The organism is Bradyrhizobium sp. UNPA324 (assembly GCF_006658635.1).
Taxonomy (GTDB): Bacteria; Pseudomonadota; Alphaproteobacteria; order Rhizobiales; family Xanthobacteraceae; genus Bradyrhizobium; species Bradyrhizobium nanningense.
On sequence record NZ_LFJD01000004.1, the window covers coordinates 1,264,099 to 1,280,241 of the forward strand.

15 protein-coding genes are annotated in these 16,143 nt (G+C 62.9%); 8 read left to right on the plus strand and 7 right to left on the minus strand.

All coding sequences use genetic code 11. The annotated features are described in order from the left end of the window. The first annotated feature begins 185 nt into the window (after nucleotides 1-185). Nucleotides 186-1,310 (plus strand): hypothetical protein, encoded by a 1,125-nt coding sequence (locus UNPA324_RS06125; RefSeq protein ID WP_141934021.1) that lies wholly within the window; start codon nucleotides 186-188, stop codon nucleotides 1,308-1,310. Between the two features lie 43 nt (nucleotides 1,311-1,353). On the opposite strand, the gene UNPA324_RS06130 is transcribed toward UNPA324_RS06125, so the two are convergent. The 3 genes from UNPA324_RS06130 to UNPA324_RS06140 are packed head-to-tail and all read right to left on the minus strand — an operon-like array spanning nucleotide 1,354 to nucleotide 4,179. After that, the gene (locus UNPA324_RS06130; protein ID WP_141934023.1) at nucleotides 1,354-1,944 is read right to left on the minus strand and encodes a Smr/MutS family protein; all 591 of its coding nucleotides are present in this window, start codon (nucleotides 1,942-1,944) and stop codon (nucleotides 1,354-1,356) included. Further along, nucleotides 1,941-3,494, minus strand: a complete 1,554-nt coding sequence (gene mltA / locus UNPA324_RS06135) for a murein transglycosylase A (RefSeq protein WP_181769305.1) — start codon at nucleotides 3,492-3,494, stop codon at nucleotides 1,941-1,943. The genes UNPA324_RS06130 and mltA overlap by 4 nt, the downstream gene beginning before the upstream one ends. Beyond that, nucleotides 3,472-4,179 carry a Tim44/TimA family putative adaptor protein gene (locus tag UNPA324_RS06140; protein WP_128921100.1) on the minus strand — a complete coding sequence of 236 codons (708 nt, stop codon included), beginning with the start codon at nucleotides 4,177-4,179 and terminating at the stop codon, nucleotides 3,472-3,474. The genes mltA and UNPA324_RS06140 overlap by 23 nt, the downstream gene beginning before the upstream one ends. Before the next feature lie 413 nt (nucleotides 4,180-4,592). On the opposite strand from UNPA324_RS06140, the gene secB reads away from it, so the two are divergent. Beyond that, nucleotides 4,593-5,084: a protein-export chaperone SecB gene (gene secB / locus UNPA324_RS06145; protein WP_128921099.1), complete on the plus strand. Its 492-nt coding sequence runs from the start codon at nucleotides 4,593-4,595 to the stop codon at nucleotides 5,082-5,084. Nucleotides 5,085-5,091: 7 nt separating this feature from the next. On the opposite strand, the gene dnaQ is transcribed toward secB, so the two are convergent. From dnaQ to UNPA324_RS06165, 4 genes are read right to left on the minus strand one after another with little or no spacing between them, the layout of a single operon-like run. Further along, nucleotides 5,092-5,808, minus strand: coding sequence for a DNA polymerase III subunit epsilon (gene dnaQ / locus UNPA324_RS06150; protein ID WP_141934025.1), 717 nt, complete (start codon nucleotides 5,806-5,808; stop codon nucleotides 5,092-5,094). 55 nt (nucleotides 5,809-5,863) lie between these two features. Continuing rightward, nucleotides 5,864-6,463, minus strand: coding sequence for a dephospho-CoA kinase (coaE, locus tag UNPA324_RS06155; RefSeq protein WP_141938726.1), 600 nt, complete (start codon nucleotides 6,461-6,463; stop codon nucleotides 5,864-5,866). 23 nt (nucleotides 6,464-6,486) lie between these two features. Then, complete coding sequence (locus UNPA324_RS06160; RefSeq protein WP_141934028.1) at nucleotides 6,487-7,095, minus strand: Maf family nucleotide pyrophosphatase; 609 nt, start codon at nucleotides 7,093-7,095, stop codon at nucleotides 6,487-6,489. Nucleotides 7,096-7,103: 8 nt separating this feature from the next. Then, on the minus strand, nucleotides 7,104-7,943 hold the full coding sequence (locus UNPA324_RS06165) for a pyruvate, water dikinase regulatory protein (protein WP_128921096.1): 840 nt from the start codon (nucleotides 7,941-7,943) through the stop codon (nucleotides 7,104-7,106). Nucleotides 7,944-8,400: 457 nt separating this feature from the next. Here UNPA324_RS06165 and hemJ point away from each other — a divergent pair, with 457 nt between their 5' ends. From hemJ to UNPA324_RS06200, 6 genes are all read left to right on the plus strand, one after another. Continuing rightward, nucleotides 8,401-8,835 carry a protoporphyrinogen oxidase HemJ gene (gene hemJ / locus UNPA324_RS06175; protein ID WP_128921095.1) on the plus strand — a complete coding sequence of 145 codons (435 nt, stop codon included), beginning with the start codon at nucleotides 8,401-8,403 and terminating at the stop codon, nucleotides 8,833-8,835. Between the two features lie 247 nt (nucleotides 8,836-9,082). Continuing rightward, complete coding sequence (gene rho, locus UNPA324_RS06180) at nucleotides 9,083-10,348, plus strand: transcription termination factor Rho (protein ID WP_008133567.1); 1,266 nt, start codon at nucleotides 9,083-9,085, stop codon at nucleotides 10,346-10,348. A gap of 321 nt (nucleotides 10,349-10,669) precedes the next feature. After that, a complete protein-coding gene (gene mnmE, locus UNPA324_RS06185; RefSeq protein WP_128921094.1) occupies nucleotides 10,670-12,028 on the plus strand; it encodes a tRNA uridine-5-carboxymethylaminomethyl(34) synthesis GTPase MnmE in 1,359 nt (452 codons plus the stop codon). Between the two features lie 472 nt (nucleotides 12,029-12,500). Continuing rightward, nucleotides 12,501-14,381: a tRNA uridine-5-carboxymethylaminomethyl(34) synthesis enzyme MnmG gene (gene mnmG / locus UNPA324_RS06190; RefSeq protein WP_141934030.1), complete on the plus strand. Its 1,881-nt coding sequence runs from the start codon at nucleotides 12,501-12,503 to the stop codon at nucleotides 14,379-14,381. 7 nt (nucleotides 14,382-14,388) lie between these two features. Further along, entirely contained in the window at nucleotides 14,389-15,138 is a 750-nt protein-coding gene (rsmG, locus tag UNPA324_RS06195) for a 16S rRNA (guanine(527)-N(7))-methyltransferase RsmG (RefSeq protein ID WP_141934033.1), read from the plus strand. A gap of 28 nt (nucleotides 15,139-15,166) precedes the next feature. Beyond that, a complete protein-coding gene (locus tag UNPA324_RS06200; RefSeq protein WP_128921092.1) occupies nucleotides 15,167-16,033 on the plus strand; it encodes a ParA family protein in 867 nt (288 codons plus the stop codon). Nucleotides 16,034-16,143: the final 110 nt, after the last annotated feature.

Consider the following 16,143-nt stretch of genomic DNA (forward strand, 5'->3'; position numbering starts at 1 on the left):
GCCCGCGGTATTCATTCCGGCGTCGTCCCCGCGAACGCGGGGACCCATAACCACCAGCGGTCCTTGTTGAAACAGATGGCGGCTCCGATCCCGGCACACTCGACCTCCTGTGGTTATGGGTCCCGGGTCGCGCTTTGCTTGCCCGGGACGACAGCGGAGGTAGTTCGCGCCACTTCAGGTGCGGCGTGATCGCTCAAATTCAGAAAAATCCCTGGCGCCTGCTGCTCGCGATCAACGCGGCGGTCATCGTCGGCGTGTTCGTTCACAAGATCCAGCTGCCGCCTTACGTCCCCTACATCCACCTCCTGGTCGACTATCATTTCGGCTTCATCAAGCGCGCCCTGGTCGGCGCCATCGTCGCGCAGTTCACGGACAAGGTGCCGGTGTGGCTGGTGTTCGCGCTCGGCGGGGCGACGTGGCTGATCACGCTCGGCCTCTATGCAAGACTGTTTCAGAAGACCTTCGGCTTCACCGCCAAGACGCTGCCGCTGTTCGTCTTCATGGCGGGCTCGCCGTTCTTCCTGAAGAATTTCATGCACACGCTCGGCCATTTCGACATCTACGGCTGTGCGCTCGCGCTCGTCCTCTTGCTGATGCCGGCGGGCTCGCTGCTGTTCGTCGCAACAGCAGCGTTGTTCTCGGTCATCCTCGTGCTGATCCACCACATTCATCTGTTGATGTATGTGCCGACCATCGTCACCATCGTCGTGATCAGGCACTATCTCGCTTACGGGCTCACTCGCAGCAACGTCGTCTTCGGCATTATCGCCTCGCTTGTCGTCTCCGCGCTGTTCTTCGCCGCGCAATTCTGGGGGACGATGCCGATTCCGGAAGCGGACTTCGTCGCGTACTTGAAAACGCGCATGGCCGATCCGTCGCGCACCGACCTCTTGCAATTCGCCTATATCTGGTACCAGCCGCTGGCAAAGGAGGTCTCGGACACCTGGGGGCGCCTGCCGCACAACATCCTCGGCGTGCCGGTGTTCGCGCTGCTGATCTGGCTGCACACGCCGCTGTGGCGCTTCTTCGCGAGCCTGGTCGGTGCGCTCGCCAGCGATCTGCACAAGCGGCTCGTGATCGCGGCGCTGATCGGCGTCAGCCTTGCCACTCTCGTGATGTTCGCGATGGTGTTCGACTATTCGCGCTGGATTTCGAACTGGGCGGTCTGCCTGTTCCTGATCCTGCACGCGGTGAAGATGCTGCCGGCGAAGCAGGAAGCTCCGCTGATTCCGGCCGAGGATCGCAAGACAAATATCTTCGGCCTGATCATCACCCTGATCCCGCGCGTCGGCATCGTCCGGCCGTTTTAGACGGTGCGCTCCCTCTCCCGCTTGCGGGAGAGGTGTAAAACAACTAGAGCCTCGCCCGCCTGATCCGCACATACAGCGCGCCCTCGCCGCCGTGGCCGATATGGGCCGTCTCGAAGCCGACGACGAAGGCGCGGAATTCCGGCAGGCTCAACCATTCCGGCACCTGACGCCGCAGGACGCCGCTTTCGCCGCCGCTGCGGCCCTTGCCGGTGATGACGAGCACGAAGGTCAGGCCGTCGTGATGGGCGCGGTGCAGAAAGCCGCTCAGCGCGCGATGGGCGCGCGTCTGGGTCATGCCGTGCAGATCGAGGCGCGCCTCGATCTCGCTGCGGCCGCGCGACAGCTTTGTCCGCTCGCGCTTGCCGAGCGGAGCCAGCGGTGGGACGACCGGTTTTGTGGTGCGCGGCGCCGGCGCTGCGGCAATCGGCCGAGGCGATGGCGCTGGCCGCGAGACGGATATTGCGGGCAAAGGCTCGGTGCGCGGAGCGGCGTGCGCTTTCGCCGCGCGATGCTTCCGCAGCGGCTTGACCTGTTTGGCAACGAAGTCCCACAGCGCGCGCTCCTCCTCGCTCAGCGCGCGGCGGCGCGGCGAGGGGCGAGGCTCCAGCACGGGCGGACGGGACGGTCGTTTCATTGCTGCCGATGAGGACGATTCTTCACGGGACGCCGCGGCTCGGAGGCAGGCTCGATCGCAGGACGCGGCACTGGTAGCGGGACAGGACCGGCGGTGGCAATCGTTTCGTTCTTGTTGTCCGTTGAGCCGGCGGTAGCGGCCGGTTTCGTCATCCCCTTGCTCGGATCGGTTTGCGGAAACAGCTTTGCGATCTTCTCGGTGGGGCGCGGATCAGGCACCGGCAGCCGCGCGGCGCGCACGGAGGGATCGAGGCCCTTCGGCACCAGCATCACAAAGTGCATGGGATGGCGCAGCCGGCCGGAGACGCGTCCGGCGTCCTGACCAGCGCCGAAAAACAGATCGGCGCGCGCGGGCCCGATGATCGCCGAGCCGGTGTCCTGCGCGATCATCAGCCGGTGGAACGGCGTCTTTGCGCGCTCGGATTCGATCGGCAGCTCGCCCTCGATGAAAAACGGCGTGCCGTAAACATGCAGCGATTTATCGACCGCGATCGAGCGTCCCGCCGTCAGCGGAATGCCTTGCGCGCCCACCGCCTCGTCCTTGTCGGAGAGGTTGACCTCGCGGAAGAAGATGTAGGCGCGGTTCTGGCGGCGCAGCTCCTTGGCCCCATCAGGATTCTGCGCCATCCATTCCCTGATCTTGTGCATCGACATCTCTTCCTTCGGAATGATGCCGCGTTCGATCAGGATGCGCCCCACCGCGGTGTAGGGATAGCCGTTATAGGCGTCGTAGTTCAGCCGGACCGAGCTTCCGTCGTCGAACTTGATCCGCGCCGAGCCCTGGATCTGCGCGAACAACAGGTCGGTCGGGTCCTTCAGCCAGGCGATCTCCAGCCCGCGGCCGGCGATCTTGCCGTCCTCGATCTCGCCACGGTCGTAATAGGGCACCAGCTTGCGGCGGCCGATCTTGCGATAGACCGGGCCCTTGTTGGGCAGGCTCACCGAATCCTGCTTGTAGCCGCGCACGAACAGATTCGAGGGGCGGCGGTAGACCGGAACGTTGTAGATTTCGGTCTGCGTGCGCGATCCCTCCAGCACCGGCTCGTAATAGCCGGTGACGAAACCATCGGGCTCGCCGAGGCGCGAGATTCGCAGCGGCGCGAAATTCTCCTCGAAGAAAGTCTTGGCTTTGGCGTCGTCGGTGATCTCGAGCGGTTTTGCCGCCCGGCACGGTTCGCTCAGCGATCCACCGAGCGCCTTGGGTTCAGCCTTGGGTTCAGCCGCGCCGTTCTGCGCATTGATCGAGCGGCAGCTGGCGCGGAACGTCTTGTAGGCGGCGAGGTGATCGTCGTCGCTCCAGCCCTTCACATCCGCCCAGGCCAGCGGCAAATATTGCGCGCCTGGAATTTCGAACGGCAGAGGAAGCTGCGGATAGGGCAAGGCCCGCAATGGTGCGGCAGGCAATTGCGGCGGATGATGATGGTGATGGTTGCGATAGTGGCGCCGCGCCGCCTCGGCGCCGAGCGAAAACGACGACAGCACGACGACGCCTGCGCAAAGCGCGGTCGCGCTGGTCTTCAGTAGGATCTTAATTCGCGCTTCCGGTGCCAACCAGCTTCCAGTTCGGATCGCGAGAGGTGATGTCGCGGGCGAAAGTCCAGATGTCGGTAATGTCGGCCACCGTGTCGGCGCTGCCGTCGACGATGTTGCCGGCCTTGTCGCGGGTGGCCGAGATCATCTGCGAGACGAAGCGCACGGTGAGCTGGGCGGTGCGGTCGCGCAGCTCGGCGCCGACGAGCTCGGCCTTGTCGATCGAGACGAAGCGGGTCTCAGTCTTCTGCTCGTTCTTCTCGCGCTCCTTGATCGCGGCGTCGAAGCTCTCATAGACCTCCGACGACAGCAGGTCGCGCAGCGCGCGGCGGTCGCCATTGGCAAAAGCCAGCACAATCATCTCGTAGGCGCCGCGGGCGCCCGAGATGAAATGACGCGGGTCGAACGTGGAATCCTTGTCGACGATGGCATCCAGGCCCTGCGCCAGCGCGGTGCCGGGTTCGGTCAGGCCCTTCCAGCGGTCGGAGGGCGGGGTCGGATCGGCCGACGGCGCCAACGGGGCCTGGTCGATCACCTTGCCCGGCATGGTCACGACGTTGTTGTCCTGGGCACCCCCCAACGCATTGCGGGCCGCGGTCCGGTCGAACGGCGGCCGTTCGTTGCCGGTCCGCTGCCCGAGCACGCTGCGCAGCCGCAGAAAGATAAAGACCGCCAGCGCCAGGAAGATGATGGTGTAGATGTCCACGTCGGATTCGCTTTCTGGTCTTTGCTCTGGGTCTTCGCTTTTGGGGTCGTCGCCGGGAAAATCAATCCGGCCAGTAGACCGTTCCCTACGGGAACGGCAAGTCTACATCACCATTTTGGGTCCACATCAGGTCCCTGGGATGTAGGCACGAAATCTTGCCCGGCCAATGGCGCCTTTTGGCACAGCACTGAGTGTAGCGCGTTTTATGCTTAAGGGGAAACCCGATCCTGCCCGGAAATCGCGTATCTTCAATCGTTTAAGGCGCTATTGTACGAAAATGGCAGGATGACCGTCACAGGTGTCGGCGCGGCCCGAATCCCCGCCCCGGGACCGTTCGTCCTTGTGGAACGAGGCGGCCCTATGTTAGCCAACCGCCGCGAAATTCAGCCCAAATCGGGTAAGGAGAGACTCTCATGACCAACGGTAACGGCACCCCTCCCGAGGCGGCCCAGGCTCCCCAGCTCAACGTGCTGGCGCAATATACCAAGGACCTGTCGTTCGAAAATCCGAACGCGCCCAGCTCACTCCAGCAGCAGAGCCAGCCGCCCCAGATCAACATCCAGATCAACGTCAGCGCCAACAATCTCAGCGAACAGGAGTTCGAGGTGACGCTGTCGGTCGAGGGCAAGGCCGAGACCGCGGGTAAGATCATGTTCTCGTTCGAGCTCGCTTATGCCGGCGTGTTCCGCATCGCCAACGTGCCGAAGGAGAATCTGCATCCGCTGGTCATGATCGAGTGCCCGCGCCTGCTCTTCCCGTTCGCGCGCGAGATCATCGCGACCGCGGTGCGCGACGGCGGGTTCCCGCCGCTGATGCTGGATCCGGTCGACTTCGTCGGTCTCTATCGCCAGAACATGGAGCGGCAAATGGCCGCCCAGGGTGGTGGCCAGACCGGCCAAGCCTAAATCTGGGCTAACCGTCCGAAGCAGCAGCTGGAGCGACGAGATACTCGTTCCAGATCGCCTTGTCGCCGAGCGTTGCTATGAAGGCCCGGTGGGCCTCGCGCTCGGCGTCCGACGTCCGCGGCGCAAGCGGCACCAAGCGCTGCCGCCGCGGCGCATCGCCAGCCGCATTGACGCGAATCTCCTGAGCTTCCGACGCCAGGAGCAGCTGTGACTGCCGCGCTCCGACCAGATCGACATAGACCTCGGCCAGCAGCTCGGCGTCCAGCAGCGCGCCGTGCTTGGTGCGGTGTGAATTGTCGATTGCATAGCGCGAGCAGAGATCGTCGAGGCGGTTCGACACGCCCGGATGCTTGCGCCGCGCCAGCAGCAGCGTATCGACAAGCCGCTCACGCGGGATCGCCGCGCGCTTGATCCTGTCGAGCTCGGCGTTGATGAAGCCGATGTCGAACGAGGCGTTGTGGATCACCAGCGGCGCATCGCCGATGAACTCCAGAAACGCATCGACGACCTCGTGGAACAGCGGCTTGGTCGACAGGAATTCGGCCGACAGCCCGTGCACCGCGAAGGCTTCCGCCGGCATGTCCCTCTCAGGATTGATATAGACGTGATACGACTGGCCCGTCGGCATGCGGTTGAGGATCTCGACGCAGCCGATTTCGACCAGACGATCGCCGCGAAGCGGATCGAGGCCGGTAGTTTCGGTGTCGAGGACGATTTCGCGCATGTCTTGGCGTCAGTGTCTTGAGATCAATGTCGTGAGAGCCGTGTGAGGCGGCGAATCAGGTTCGCCGCTGCGGCATCTTAACGACCTCGGCCAGGATGTGCGCGATTTGCGCCCGCACCGGCTCGAGTCCGTGCGAGGTATCCACCACGAAATCGGCCCGCTTGCGCTTCTCGGCATCGGGCGTCTGCTTGGCGATGATGGCATCGAGCTTGGCTTCATCCATCGTGCCCCGCGCCAGCACCCGTTCGCGCTGGAGTTCCGGCGAGGTCGACACCACGACCACGGCATCCACCCGCTTCTCGCCGCCGGTCTCGAACAGGAGCGGGATGTCCAGCACCACGACCGGCGCCTTGGCGGCCGCGGCCTCAGCGAAGAATTTTTGCCGGGAGGCGCCGAGCATCGGATGAACGATCTGCTCGAGCTGCTTGATCGCGGCGGGATCGTGCACGACGCGCGCCGACAGTTTTGGCCGGTCCACCTTGCCGTTGACGGTGGTGCCGGGGAAAGCAGCCTCGATCGCGGGCGCCGCTTCGCCCTCGTAGAGCCGATGCACGGCGGCATCGGCGTCGTAGACGGGCACGCCGGCCTCCGCGAACAGTTTCGCGGTGGTGGATTTTCCCATCCCGATCGAGCCGGTCAGTCCCAGGATCCGCATCAGCGCCCAGCCATCTCCGTCATTCACACCGCAACTAGCCGTTCACGCCGCAGGAACGCAAGCAGCGGCAGCAGCGGCAGGCCGAGAATGGTGAAATGATCGCCCTCGATGCGCTCGAACAAATGGATGCCCAGACCCTCGAGCTGGTAGGCGCCGACGCTGGTCGTGACGGCGTCGCCGGCAGCGTCCAGATAGGCTGAAAGCTCGCCCTCGGTCATCTCACGCATGGTCATGCGGGCGATCGAGACGTCCTCGAAAACAATCTTGCCGTCATGCGCCACGGCCACTGCGGAATTCAACTCGTGGCTGTTGCCGGCGAGATCGCGCAATTGCGCCAATGCCTGCGAACGGCCCGTGGGCTTGTTGAAGAGACGGTAGCCAAGCGCCAGCGTCTGATCGGCGCCGATCACGTAGCTCCCGGGATGACGGGCGCAGACCGCCTTGGCCTTTTCGCGCGCCAGCAGCAGGGCGATCTCGCGTGGACTTGAAAGCTCTGAAGCGGCCTGAATACCGCGTTCGTCGATATCGGCGGTAACAGCCTTGAACTCCAGCCCGGCATTGGCCAGCAGCAGCTTTCGCGCGCTGCTCTGCGAGGCCAGGATCAACGGAGATGTGCCGAGCCACAGACCCATTGGGAAAACTATTCGGAAGGTCGGTTGCGTTGGCGATCGCTGTAGAGCTTCATGATCGCCGCCGCGGTTTCCTCGATCGAGCGACGCGTGACGTCCAGCAATGGCCAATCGTGCTTGGCGCTGAGCTTGCGCGCAAAAGCGACTTCCTCGGTGACCGATTGCTTGTCGGTGTAGGTGTCGCTGCCGGACTCCGCTCCCATGGAGAGCAGGCGATTCTGACGAATCTGGATCAGGCGTTCCGGCGTCGCGTGCAGGCTGACGACCAGCGGCCGCGTCAGCGTCTCCAATTGCGAGGGCACCGGAATGCCCGGAACCAGTGGCACGTTGGCGGTGCGGATGCCGCGATTGGCGAGATAAATCGACGTCGGCGTTTTCGAGGTGCGGGACACGCCGACCAGGACGACGTCGGCATCGTTGAGGCCATCGACATGCTGACCGTCGTCGTGGATCATCGTGTAGTTCAGCGCGTCGATACGCTTGAAATATTCCGCGTTGAGGACGTGCTGAGCGCCGACGCGGCCCGTGGTCGCAGCCCCGAGATAGGCTTCGAACAGCTGCATCACCGGGCCGATGATCGACAGGCTCGGAACATTGATCTCCTTGCACTTGTCCTCGAGCCTGGAGACCAGGTCCTTCTCCAGCAGCGTGAACAGCACGATCCCCGGGGCTTCCTCGATCTCGTCGAGCACGCGATCGAGCTGCTTCTGGCTGCGCACCAGCGGATAGACATGCTCGACCGGCGTCACGTTGGCGTATTGGGCGGCAACCGCGCGGGCCACGGTGATCAGCGTCTCGCCGGTGGAATCGGAGACGAGGTGCAGATGGAAATAATTGTTCGAGGTCGGCACAAAAACTCTTGGGATGAGGGCGGGACGGATTGTGGATTTCTGTGGAGCTTAACCCCTTGGAAAGGGATGTGCGACACCAGGGGCGGGACAAGGGCCAATTTTCTTCACACCGCTGCCGGTCTGAACAAGTTCGCCGGCCCGCCGTGACGAAAAAGGGATTGCGCGGACAACCCCCTTGATAAGCTGCCGACAGAAAGGCGCAAGCCTTTGAAGCTGGCCGGCTTATCGCAAAGCGCCAAGAGCAATCCGGATATGTTGATGGGTGTGAAAAAGCGCGCGTGAACCCGCGGATGGAATTGCATGAGTCCAATCCACGGTCACATAGACTCAAACCTTAAGAATCTAAGATTCTAGATTTGAGGAAGGCGCTACGGACGGATATGTGTGCACGGTGAGACCTTAACGAGTTCTTACTATCCCCAGTTCCCTTCACTGGGCAGAAGCCGGACCCGCGAAAATGTTCGAAGACGTCTATCTCTGGATCAAGGCGCTGCATGTGATCGCCGTCATCGCCTGGATGGCGGGCATGCTCTATCTGCCGCGGCTGTTCGTCTATCATTCCGAGGCCGAGATCGGCTCGAAGCAGTCGGAAACGTTCAAGGTGATGGAACGCCGGCTGCTCAAGGCCATCATCAACCCCGCCATGATCGTCACCTGGCTCGCCGGGCTCTATCTCGCCTGGTCCGGCCATTGGTTCTCGTTCGGCTGGCTGCACGTAAAACTGGCACTGGTCCTGGCGATGTCTGCGGTCCACGGCTTTTTTTCCCGCTGGCTGAAGGATTTCGCCGCCGACCGGCGCCCGCGGACCCAGAAATTCTATCGAATTATCAATGAGGTGCCGACCGTCCTGATGATTTTCATCGTCATCATGGTGATCGTGAAGCCGTTCTAGGCAATGCGCCTGACGATTAGCTCAGTGCTTCGGCTTGCGGAGCAGGAAGCGATTTTCTATATTGTCGATATCCCACCCAACGCAGGCGGATGTGGTTGTGTCTGAGCTTTCCAGAGGCCGGACACCGCATCAGGTTTGAAGCCTCACCGGCACTCTCCTTGCCAGACCTGCGGACTTTCTCTTCTCACGTCCGCATTTCAGAGCCTCCTCGCACCCCCCTCCTAGGTTACCCCACAGGACCACCCCAATGCGGGAAATTAAACTCGAAGACCTCAAGTCCAAAACGCCAGCCGAGCTCGTCTCGTTTGCGGAGGAGAATGGGGTCGAGAACGCCAGCACGATGCGCAAACAGGAGCTGCTGTTTGCGATCCTCAAGCAGCTCGCACTCGCCGAGACCGACATTGTCGGCCAGGGCGTGGTCGAAGTGCTCTCCGATGGCTTCGGTTTCCTCCGCTCGCCCGATGCGAATTATCTGCCGGGCCCCGACGACATCTATGTTTCCCCGTCGCAGATCCGTCGCTTCGGCCTGCGCACCGGCGACACCATCGAAGGCCATATTCGCAGCCCGAAGGAGGGCGAGCGCTATTTCGCGCTGCTGAAGGTCAACACGCTCAATTTCGAGGATCCGGAAAAGGCCAAGCACAAGGTCAATTTCGACAACCTCACGCCGTTGTTTCCAAATCAGCGTTTCCGCATGGAAATCGACGATCCGACGCGCAAAGACCTGTCTGCACGCGTGATCGACATCGTCGCTCCCATCGGCAAGGGCCAGCGCGCATTGATCGTGGCGCCGCCACGCACGGGTAAAACCGTGCTGATGCAGAACATCGCGCACTCGATCACGCATAACCATCCCGAGTGCTATCTGATCGTGCTCTTGATCGACGAGCGTCCGGAAGAAGTCACGGACATGCAGCGCTCGGTGAAGGGCGAGGTCGTATCGTCGACCTTCGACGAGCCGGCGGTGCGCCACGTCCAGGTCGCCGAGATGGTGATCGAAAAAGCAAAGCGTCTGGTCGAGCATGGCCGTGACGTCGTGATCCTGCTCGATTCGATCACGCGTCTCGGCCGCGCCTACAACACGGTGGTGCCGTCATCCGGCAAGGTGCTGACCGGCGGTGTCGACGCCAACGCCCTGCAGCGCCCCAAGCGCTTCTTCGGTGCCGCCCGTAACATCGAGGAGGGCGGCTCGCTGACCATCATCGCGACCGCGCTGGTCGATACCGGCAGCCGCATGGACGAAGTCATCTTCGAAGAGTTCAAGGGCACCGGTAACTCGGAACTGATCCTGGACCGCAAGGTCTCGGACAAGCGCACCTTCCCGGCGATCGACATCTCGCGCTCCGGCACCCGCAAGGAGGAGCTCATCACCGATCCGCAGGTGCTCAAGAAGATGTACGTGCTGCGCCGCATCCTCAATCCGATGGGCACGATGGATGCGATCGACTTCCTGCTCGACAAGCTGCGCTCGACCAAGAGCAATTCGGAGTTCTTCGACTCCATGAACACCTGAGTGCGGTGCAACATAGTCTGCTCAAGTTCAAAGGGCGCCTCCGGGCGCCCTTTTTGTTGTGCGGGCTTTGTTGCAGAGGATACGCAGCATGGAAGGCGGTATGATGCCGGGGCTGCTATTCAATTAATATGTTGATTTATATAAGTAATCGTTGAAATCCCGCGGTCCATCGAGAAAGGTGTCGGGATTAATTGCAGCAAAATTCCCTGATATATTGCTGTGCAATATTAGGAATTTTTGCAGCATACAGCGCAGCAAATCGTGCCGTCTTGTCGCCGGAACGGGTATTTGCCTTTTGATCGGCAGCCGGACAAATAGGCCATGCATCCGCGAGACCAGACCATCTTTGCGTTGTCGTCCGGCCGGGCGCCGAGCGCGATCGCCGTGGTCCGCGTGTCGGGACCTCAGGCTGGCCAGATACTGACGACGCTTGCGGGCAAGCTGCCGGCACCGCGGCAGGCCAGCCGCCGGCTGCTCCGCGACAGGGCTGGCCAGCCGATCGACGATGCGGTGGTGCTCTGGTTTCCAGGACCGGGCAGCGCGACCGGCGAGGACGTCGCCGAATTTCACGTCCATGGCGGCCGCGCGGTGCTGGCGGCGCTGCTTGCCTCTATTTCGGTTATTCAGAATACGCGGGCGGCCGAGCCAGGTGAATTCACCCGACGTGCGTTCGAGAACGGCAAGCTCGATCTCACCGAGGCCGAGGGTCTCGACGATCTCATCCACGCCGATACCGACCGGCAGCGGCGCCAGGCGCTGCGGCAATTGCAGGGCCTGCTTGGCGACCGCGCGCGCGACTGGCGCGAACGAATTATCGAGGCGTCGGCGCTGATCGAAGCCGGCATCGATTTTTCCGACGAAGGCGATGTGCCGGCAGAATTGCGGGCTCCGGCGGTGAAGGCGATCGCAGCGCTGCATGACGAAATCAAAGAAGTCCTTGCGGCACAGGGACATTCTGAACGCCTTCGCGACGGGCTCGTGGTCGCGATCGCGGGTGAGCCGAATGTCGGCAAGTCGACGCTAATGAACCAGCTCGCGCGCCGCGAGGTCGCGATCGTCTCGCCGCATGCCGGCACGACGCGCGACGTGATCGAGATCCAGCTCGACCTCGACGGCTACCCCGTCACAATCATCGACACCGCGGGCATCCGCGAGACCGACGATCCGGTCGAGCAGGAGGGCGTGCGCCGGGCGCGGGCGCGGGCCGAGGATGCCGACCTGGTGTTGTGGCTGGTCGAGTCCGAGCAAGCCGTGGATCCGGAGACGATGCGGACGCTTCGGAATTCCGGGAGGGATAGTGATCGGTCCGGTGGCCCGGTCTGGATCATCCGCAACAAGATCGATCTGGGCAGAGCCGGAGGCGCTGCCGTGCGCGATGAGTTTGCGATCTCGGCGCGTGAGGGCGATGGCATCCCGGAGCTGGTTGAGGCCCTCGTTGAATTCGCGGCCGAGTTCTTCGCAACCAGCGAGGGCGCCGTTGTGACCAGGGCGCGCCAGCGGGAGCTGTTGAGTCGCGCGTTGGACAGCTTGCGCCGGAGCCTTGAGCTTGTAGAAGAGGGCGAAGAGCTGGCCGCTGAGGAATTGCGAGCGGCCGCTTATGCCTTGGGCCGGCTGCTGGGCCGGGTCGACGTCGAGGACGTTCTGGGGGCCATCTTCCAGAAGTTTTGCATTGGAAAGTAGCTCTAGTTCTTCAATGTAGAACTAGCACTTGTTCCATTCCTTATGTTTCACGTGAAACGGGTCAGGTTCGCGACGTTTGTTTCACGTGAAACAGGAGCTGCCGTAACAGTCTCTTCGCTCTCTCCTTAGTGTACCCCGACTCAGCTCGCAGCTTCTGAGCCCCGGCTCGGCGCAGCAACGCGCGCGTTGCTGCCGGTCCGGGACACGGGCAGAGGACTATGGGCGTGCTTTGCTGCGGAAGAGCGCGGGTGGTTCCCATCGAATTCAGACATCTTGGGCCGCCAACCGAACTTGGTTTCACGTGAAACGTGGCTGTCCATTTGCGTCCGCGGGAAGAGCAGTCGCAACAACGATCTTTCTACTGTGTTCTCGCGAAATCGATTTCCGCTCCGAAACCGCCCCGTTTCACGTGAAACATCCACCTTCCAGTTTCCGCTTCCGGCTTTCCCGCCTCTGAGCTAGAAGTCCGCTCATGCGAACAGAGCGAGAGAGCTTCGACGTCATCGTGATTGGCGGCGGTCACGCCGGCTGTGAAGCCGCAGCTGCGTCTGCCCGGATGGGCGCGACGACCGCGCTGGTGACGCACCGCTTTTCCACGGTCGGCGCGATGTCCTGCAATCCCGCTATCGGCGGTCTCGGCAAGGGGCATCTTGTGCGGGAGGTCGATGCGCTCGATGGTCTGATGGGCCGCGTGGGCGATGCCGGCGGCATCCAGTTTCGCGTGCTCAATCGTCGCAAGGGTCCGGCTGTCCGTGGTCCTCGGGCTCAGGCTGACCGAAAACTCTATGCGGCGGCCATGCAGGCCGCGATCCGGGAGACCGAGGGACTGTCCGTCATTGAAGGCGAGGCCGACGAGCTGATCGTGGCCGATGGCCGGGTGACGGGACTTCGCCTGGCGGACGGCCGGGAGCTTCGGGCAGGGGCTGTGGTGGTCACCACCGGCACCTTCCTGCGTGGTCTCATTCATCTCGGCGAGAAGAATTGGCCGGCCGGCCGTGTCGGTGAGGCCCCGGCGATGGGTCTTTCCACGTCCTTTGAGCGTGCCGGCCTCGCCCTGGGACGGCTCAAGACCGGTACGCCGCCGCGTCTGGACGGCACCACGATCGATTGGTCCGCGGTCGAGATGCAGCCCGGAGACGAACCGCCGGAGCCATTCTCGGTCATGACCGAGCGGATCACGACCCCGCAGATCCAGTGCGGCATCACCCGGACCACGGCCGCCACCCATGAGGTGATCCGGGCCAATGTTCATCGCTCGCCGATGTACTCCGGTCAGATCAAGAGCTCCGGGCCGCGCTATTGCCCCTCGATCGAGGACAAGATCGTCCGCTTCGGCGACCGCGACGGCCATCAGATCTTCCTGGAGCCGGAAGGGCTCGATGACAGCACGGTCTATCCCAACGGCATCTCGACCTCGCTCCCCGAAGAGGTCCAGCTCGCGATCCTCGCCAGCATCCCTGGTCTGGAGCGGGTGAAGATGGTCCGTCCGGGCTACGCCATCGAGTACGACCACATCGATCCCCGTGAGCTTGATCCGACCCTCCAGACCAAGCGTCTGCGCGGTCTGTTCCTGGCCGGGCAGATCAACGGCACCACCGGATACGAAGAGGCGGCAGGGCAGGGCATCGTCGCCGGCCTGAACGCGGCGCTTGCTGCGAGCGGGGCGGCGCTGACGGTGTTCGATCGTGCCGACGGCTATCTCGGTGTGATGATCGACGACCTGGTCACCCGCGGGATCAGCGAACCCTATCGGATGTTCACCTCGCGGGCCGAGTACCGGCTCACGCTGCGGGCGGACAATGCGGATCAGCGTCTGAGCGAGAAGGGCATCGCCCTGGGATGTGTTGGAAACGCCCGGACCTTCCACCATCGCGCCAAGATGGACGCGCTGAATGCAGCCAGGACGCTCTCGAAGTCGCTGACGATCACCCCGAACGAGGCGATCAAGCGCGGATTGTCCCTGAACCGCGACGGCCAGCGCCGGTCGGCCTTCGAGCTGATGGCCTATCCGGAGATCGGCTGGAGCCAGGTCCGAACGATCTGGCCTGAGCTGGCGGGGATCGATCCTGTCATCGCGACTCATCTTGAGATCGACGCCAAGTACGATGTCTATCTTGAGCGCCAGAGCGCCGACGTCGATGCCTTCAGGCGCGACGAGGGACTGGTGCTCTCAGAGGTCGATTACAGCCTCGTCCCCGGTCTCTCCAACGAGGTGCGGGCCAAGCTGGAGAAGGCGCGGCCGTTCACCGTCGGCCAGGCCGGCCGGATTGACGGCATGACGCCGGCTGCGCTCGGCATCCTCGCCGCCTATCTTCGGCGTGAGGCACGAAAGTCCTCCAAGGCCATCGCATAGGTTTCACGTGAAACAGCGCGGACCGGGCAGGGACAAAGAGCTATCGCGACGTGCCGGAGCAGGTGAGGGCGGGGCCAAGCCGAAGTTCGACAAAGCCAGCGCCAATGATCAGGCGCTCGATTCCATCATCGCCGCCGACAAGCGCGCAGCACTGAAGCTCGCGCCCGTTTCACATGAAACGGAAGCCCGGCTCGACCGCTACATCGCACTGCTGCGGGAGTGGCAGGTCAAGACCAATCTGGTCGCGCCCTCGACCTTGCCGCACCTCTGGACGCGGCACATCGCCGATTCGCTTCAACTCGTCGATCTTGCGCCGATTGCAAAACGCTGGGCCGATCTTGGCAGCGGTGGCGGCTTTCCCGGCGTCGTCCTGGCCTGTGCCATGGCCGAGACCCCCGGCGCCAGCGTCCATCTCGTCGAGCGGATTGCCAAGAAGGCTGCGTTTTTGCGCGAAGCGATCCGCGTCACCACATCTCCGGGAGTCGTACATCTCGCTGAGATCGGGGATAATGTGGATAGAATCACTGGCCCCGTCGATTGCGTCACCGCGCGCGCGCTGGCTCCGCTACATCAACTCATCGGCTTTGCGGAGCCGCTGATGCGCCAGGGCGCAAAGGCGTTATTTCCTAAGGGTCAAGATGTAGAGGCTGAATTGACCGAAGCCGCTAAATATTGGAATATTACGCCTCAGCTCCACCAAAGCCGCACGGGTGACGGCTGGATCGTGGAGCTCAACGCCGCCGAACGGCGCAGCTGAGGCTTCAGGGGCTGAGTGGGGAAATTCGATGACCGTGATTGACGAGCCGCAGCAAGAGCAGACCCAGGAACCGACCAGTGAGGTACCGCACGGCCATCCGCGCATCCTGGCACTGGCGAACCAGAAGGGCGGCGTGGGAAAAACAACCACAGCGATTAACTTGGGTACGGCACTCGCGGCAATCGGCGAACGCGTCCTGGTCGTTGATCTCGATCCCCAGGGCAACGCCTCGACCGGCCTCGGCATCGACCGCCGCAACCGCTCCTGCTCGACCTATGACGTGCTGGTTGGCGAAGCCGCCTTGCGCGAAGCTGTGGTCTCGACCGCGGTGCCGCGGCTGCACATCGCGCCCTCGACGATGGATCTCTCCGGTCTCGAGCTCGAGCTCGGCACCACACCCGGCCGCGCCTTCAAGCTGCGCGATGCCATCGGTGCGCTCAACAACAATGTCTCGCCGGATGCCGACTACACCTATGTGCTGATCGACTGCCCGCCCTCGCTCAACCTGCTCACGGTGAACGCGATGGCGGCCTCCGATGCGATCCTGGTGCCGCTGCAGTGCGAGTTCTTCGCGCTCGAAGGTCTGTCGCAATTGCTGCAGACGGTGGAGCAGGTGCGCTCGACGCTCAATCCGAACCTGTCGATCCACGGCATCGTGCTGACCATGTTCGACTCGCGCAACAACCTCTCGAACCAGGTCGTCGCCGACGTCCGCCAGTTCATGGGCGAGAAGGTCTACAAGACCATGATCCCGCGCAACGTACGCATCTCGGAGGCGCCGTCCTACGGCAAGCCGGTGCTGGTCTACGATCTCAAATGCGTCGGCAGCGAAGCATATCTGCGGCTCGCCACCGAAGTGATCCAGCGCGAGCGCGAGCTGCGCACGACGCATTGACGGTGCGTAGGGTGGGTTAGCGTAGCGTAACCCACCAGGTCTCTCGTCCCCGGACTAACCAATGGTGGGTTACGCTGCGCTAACCCACCCTACGATTTGAAATTCAGTTC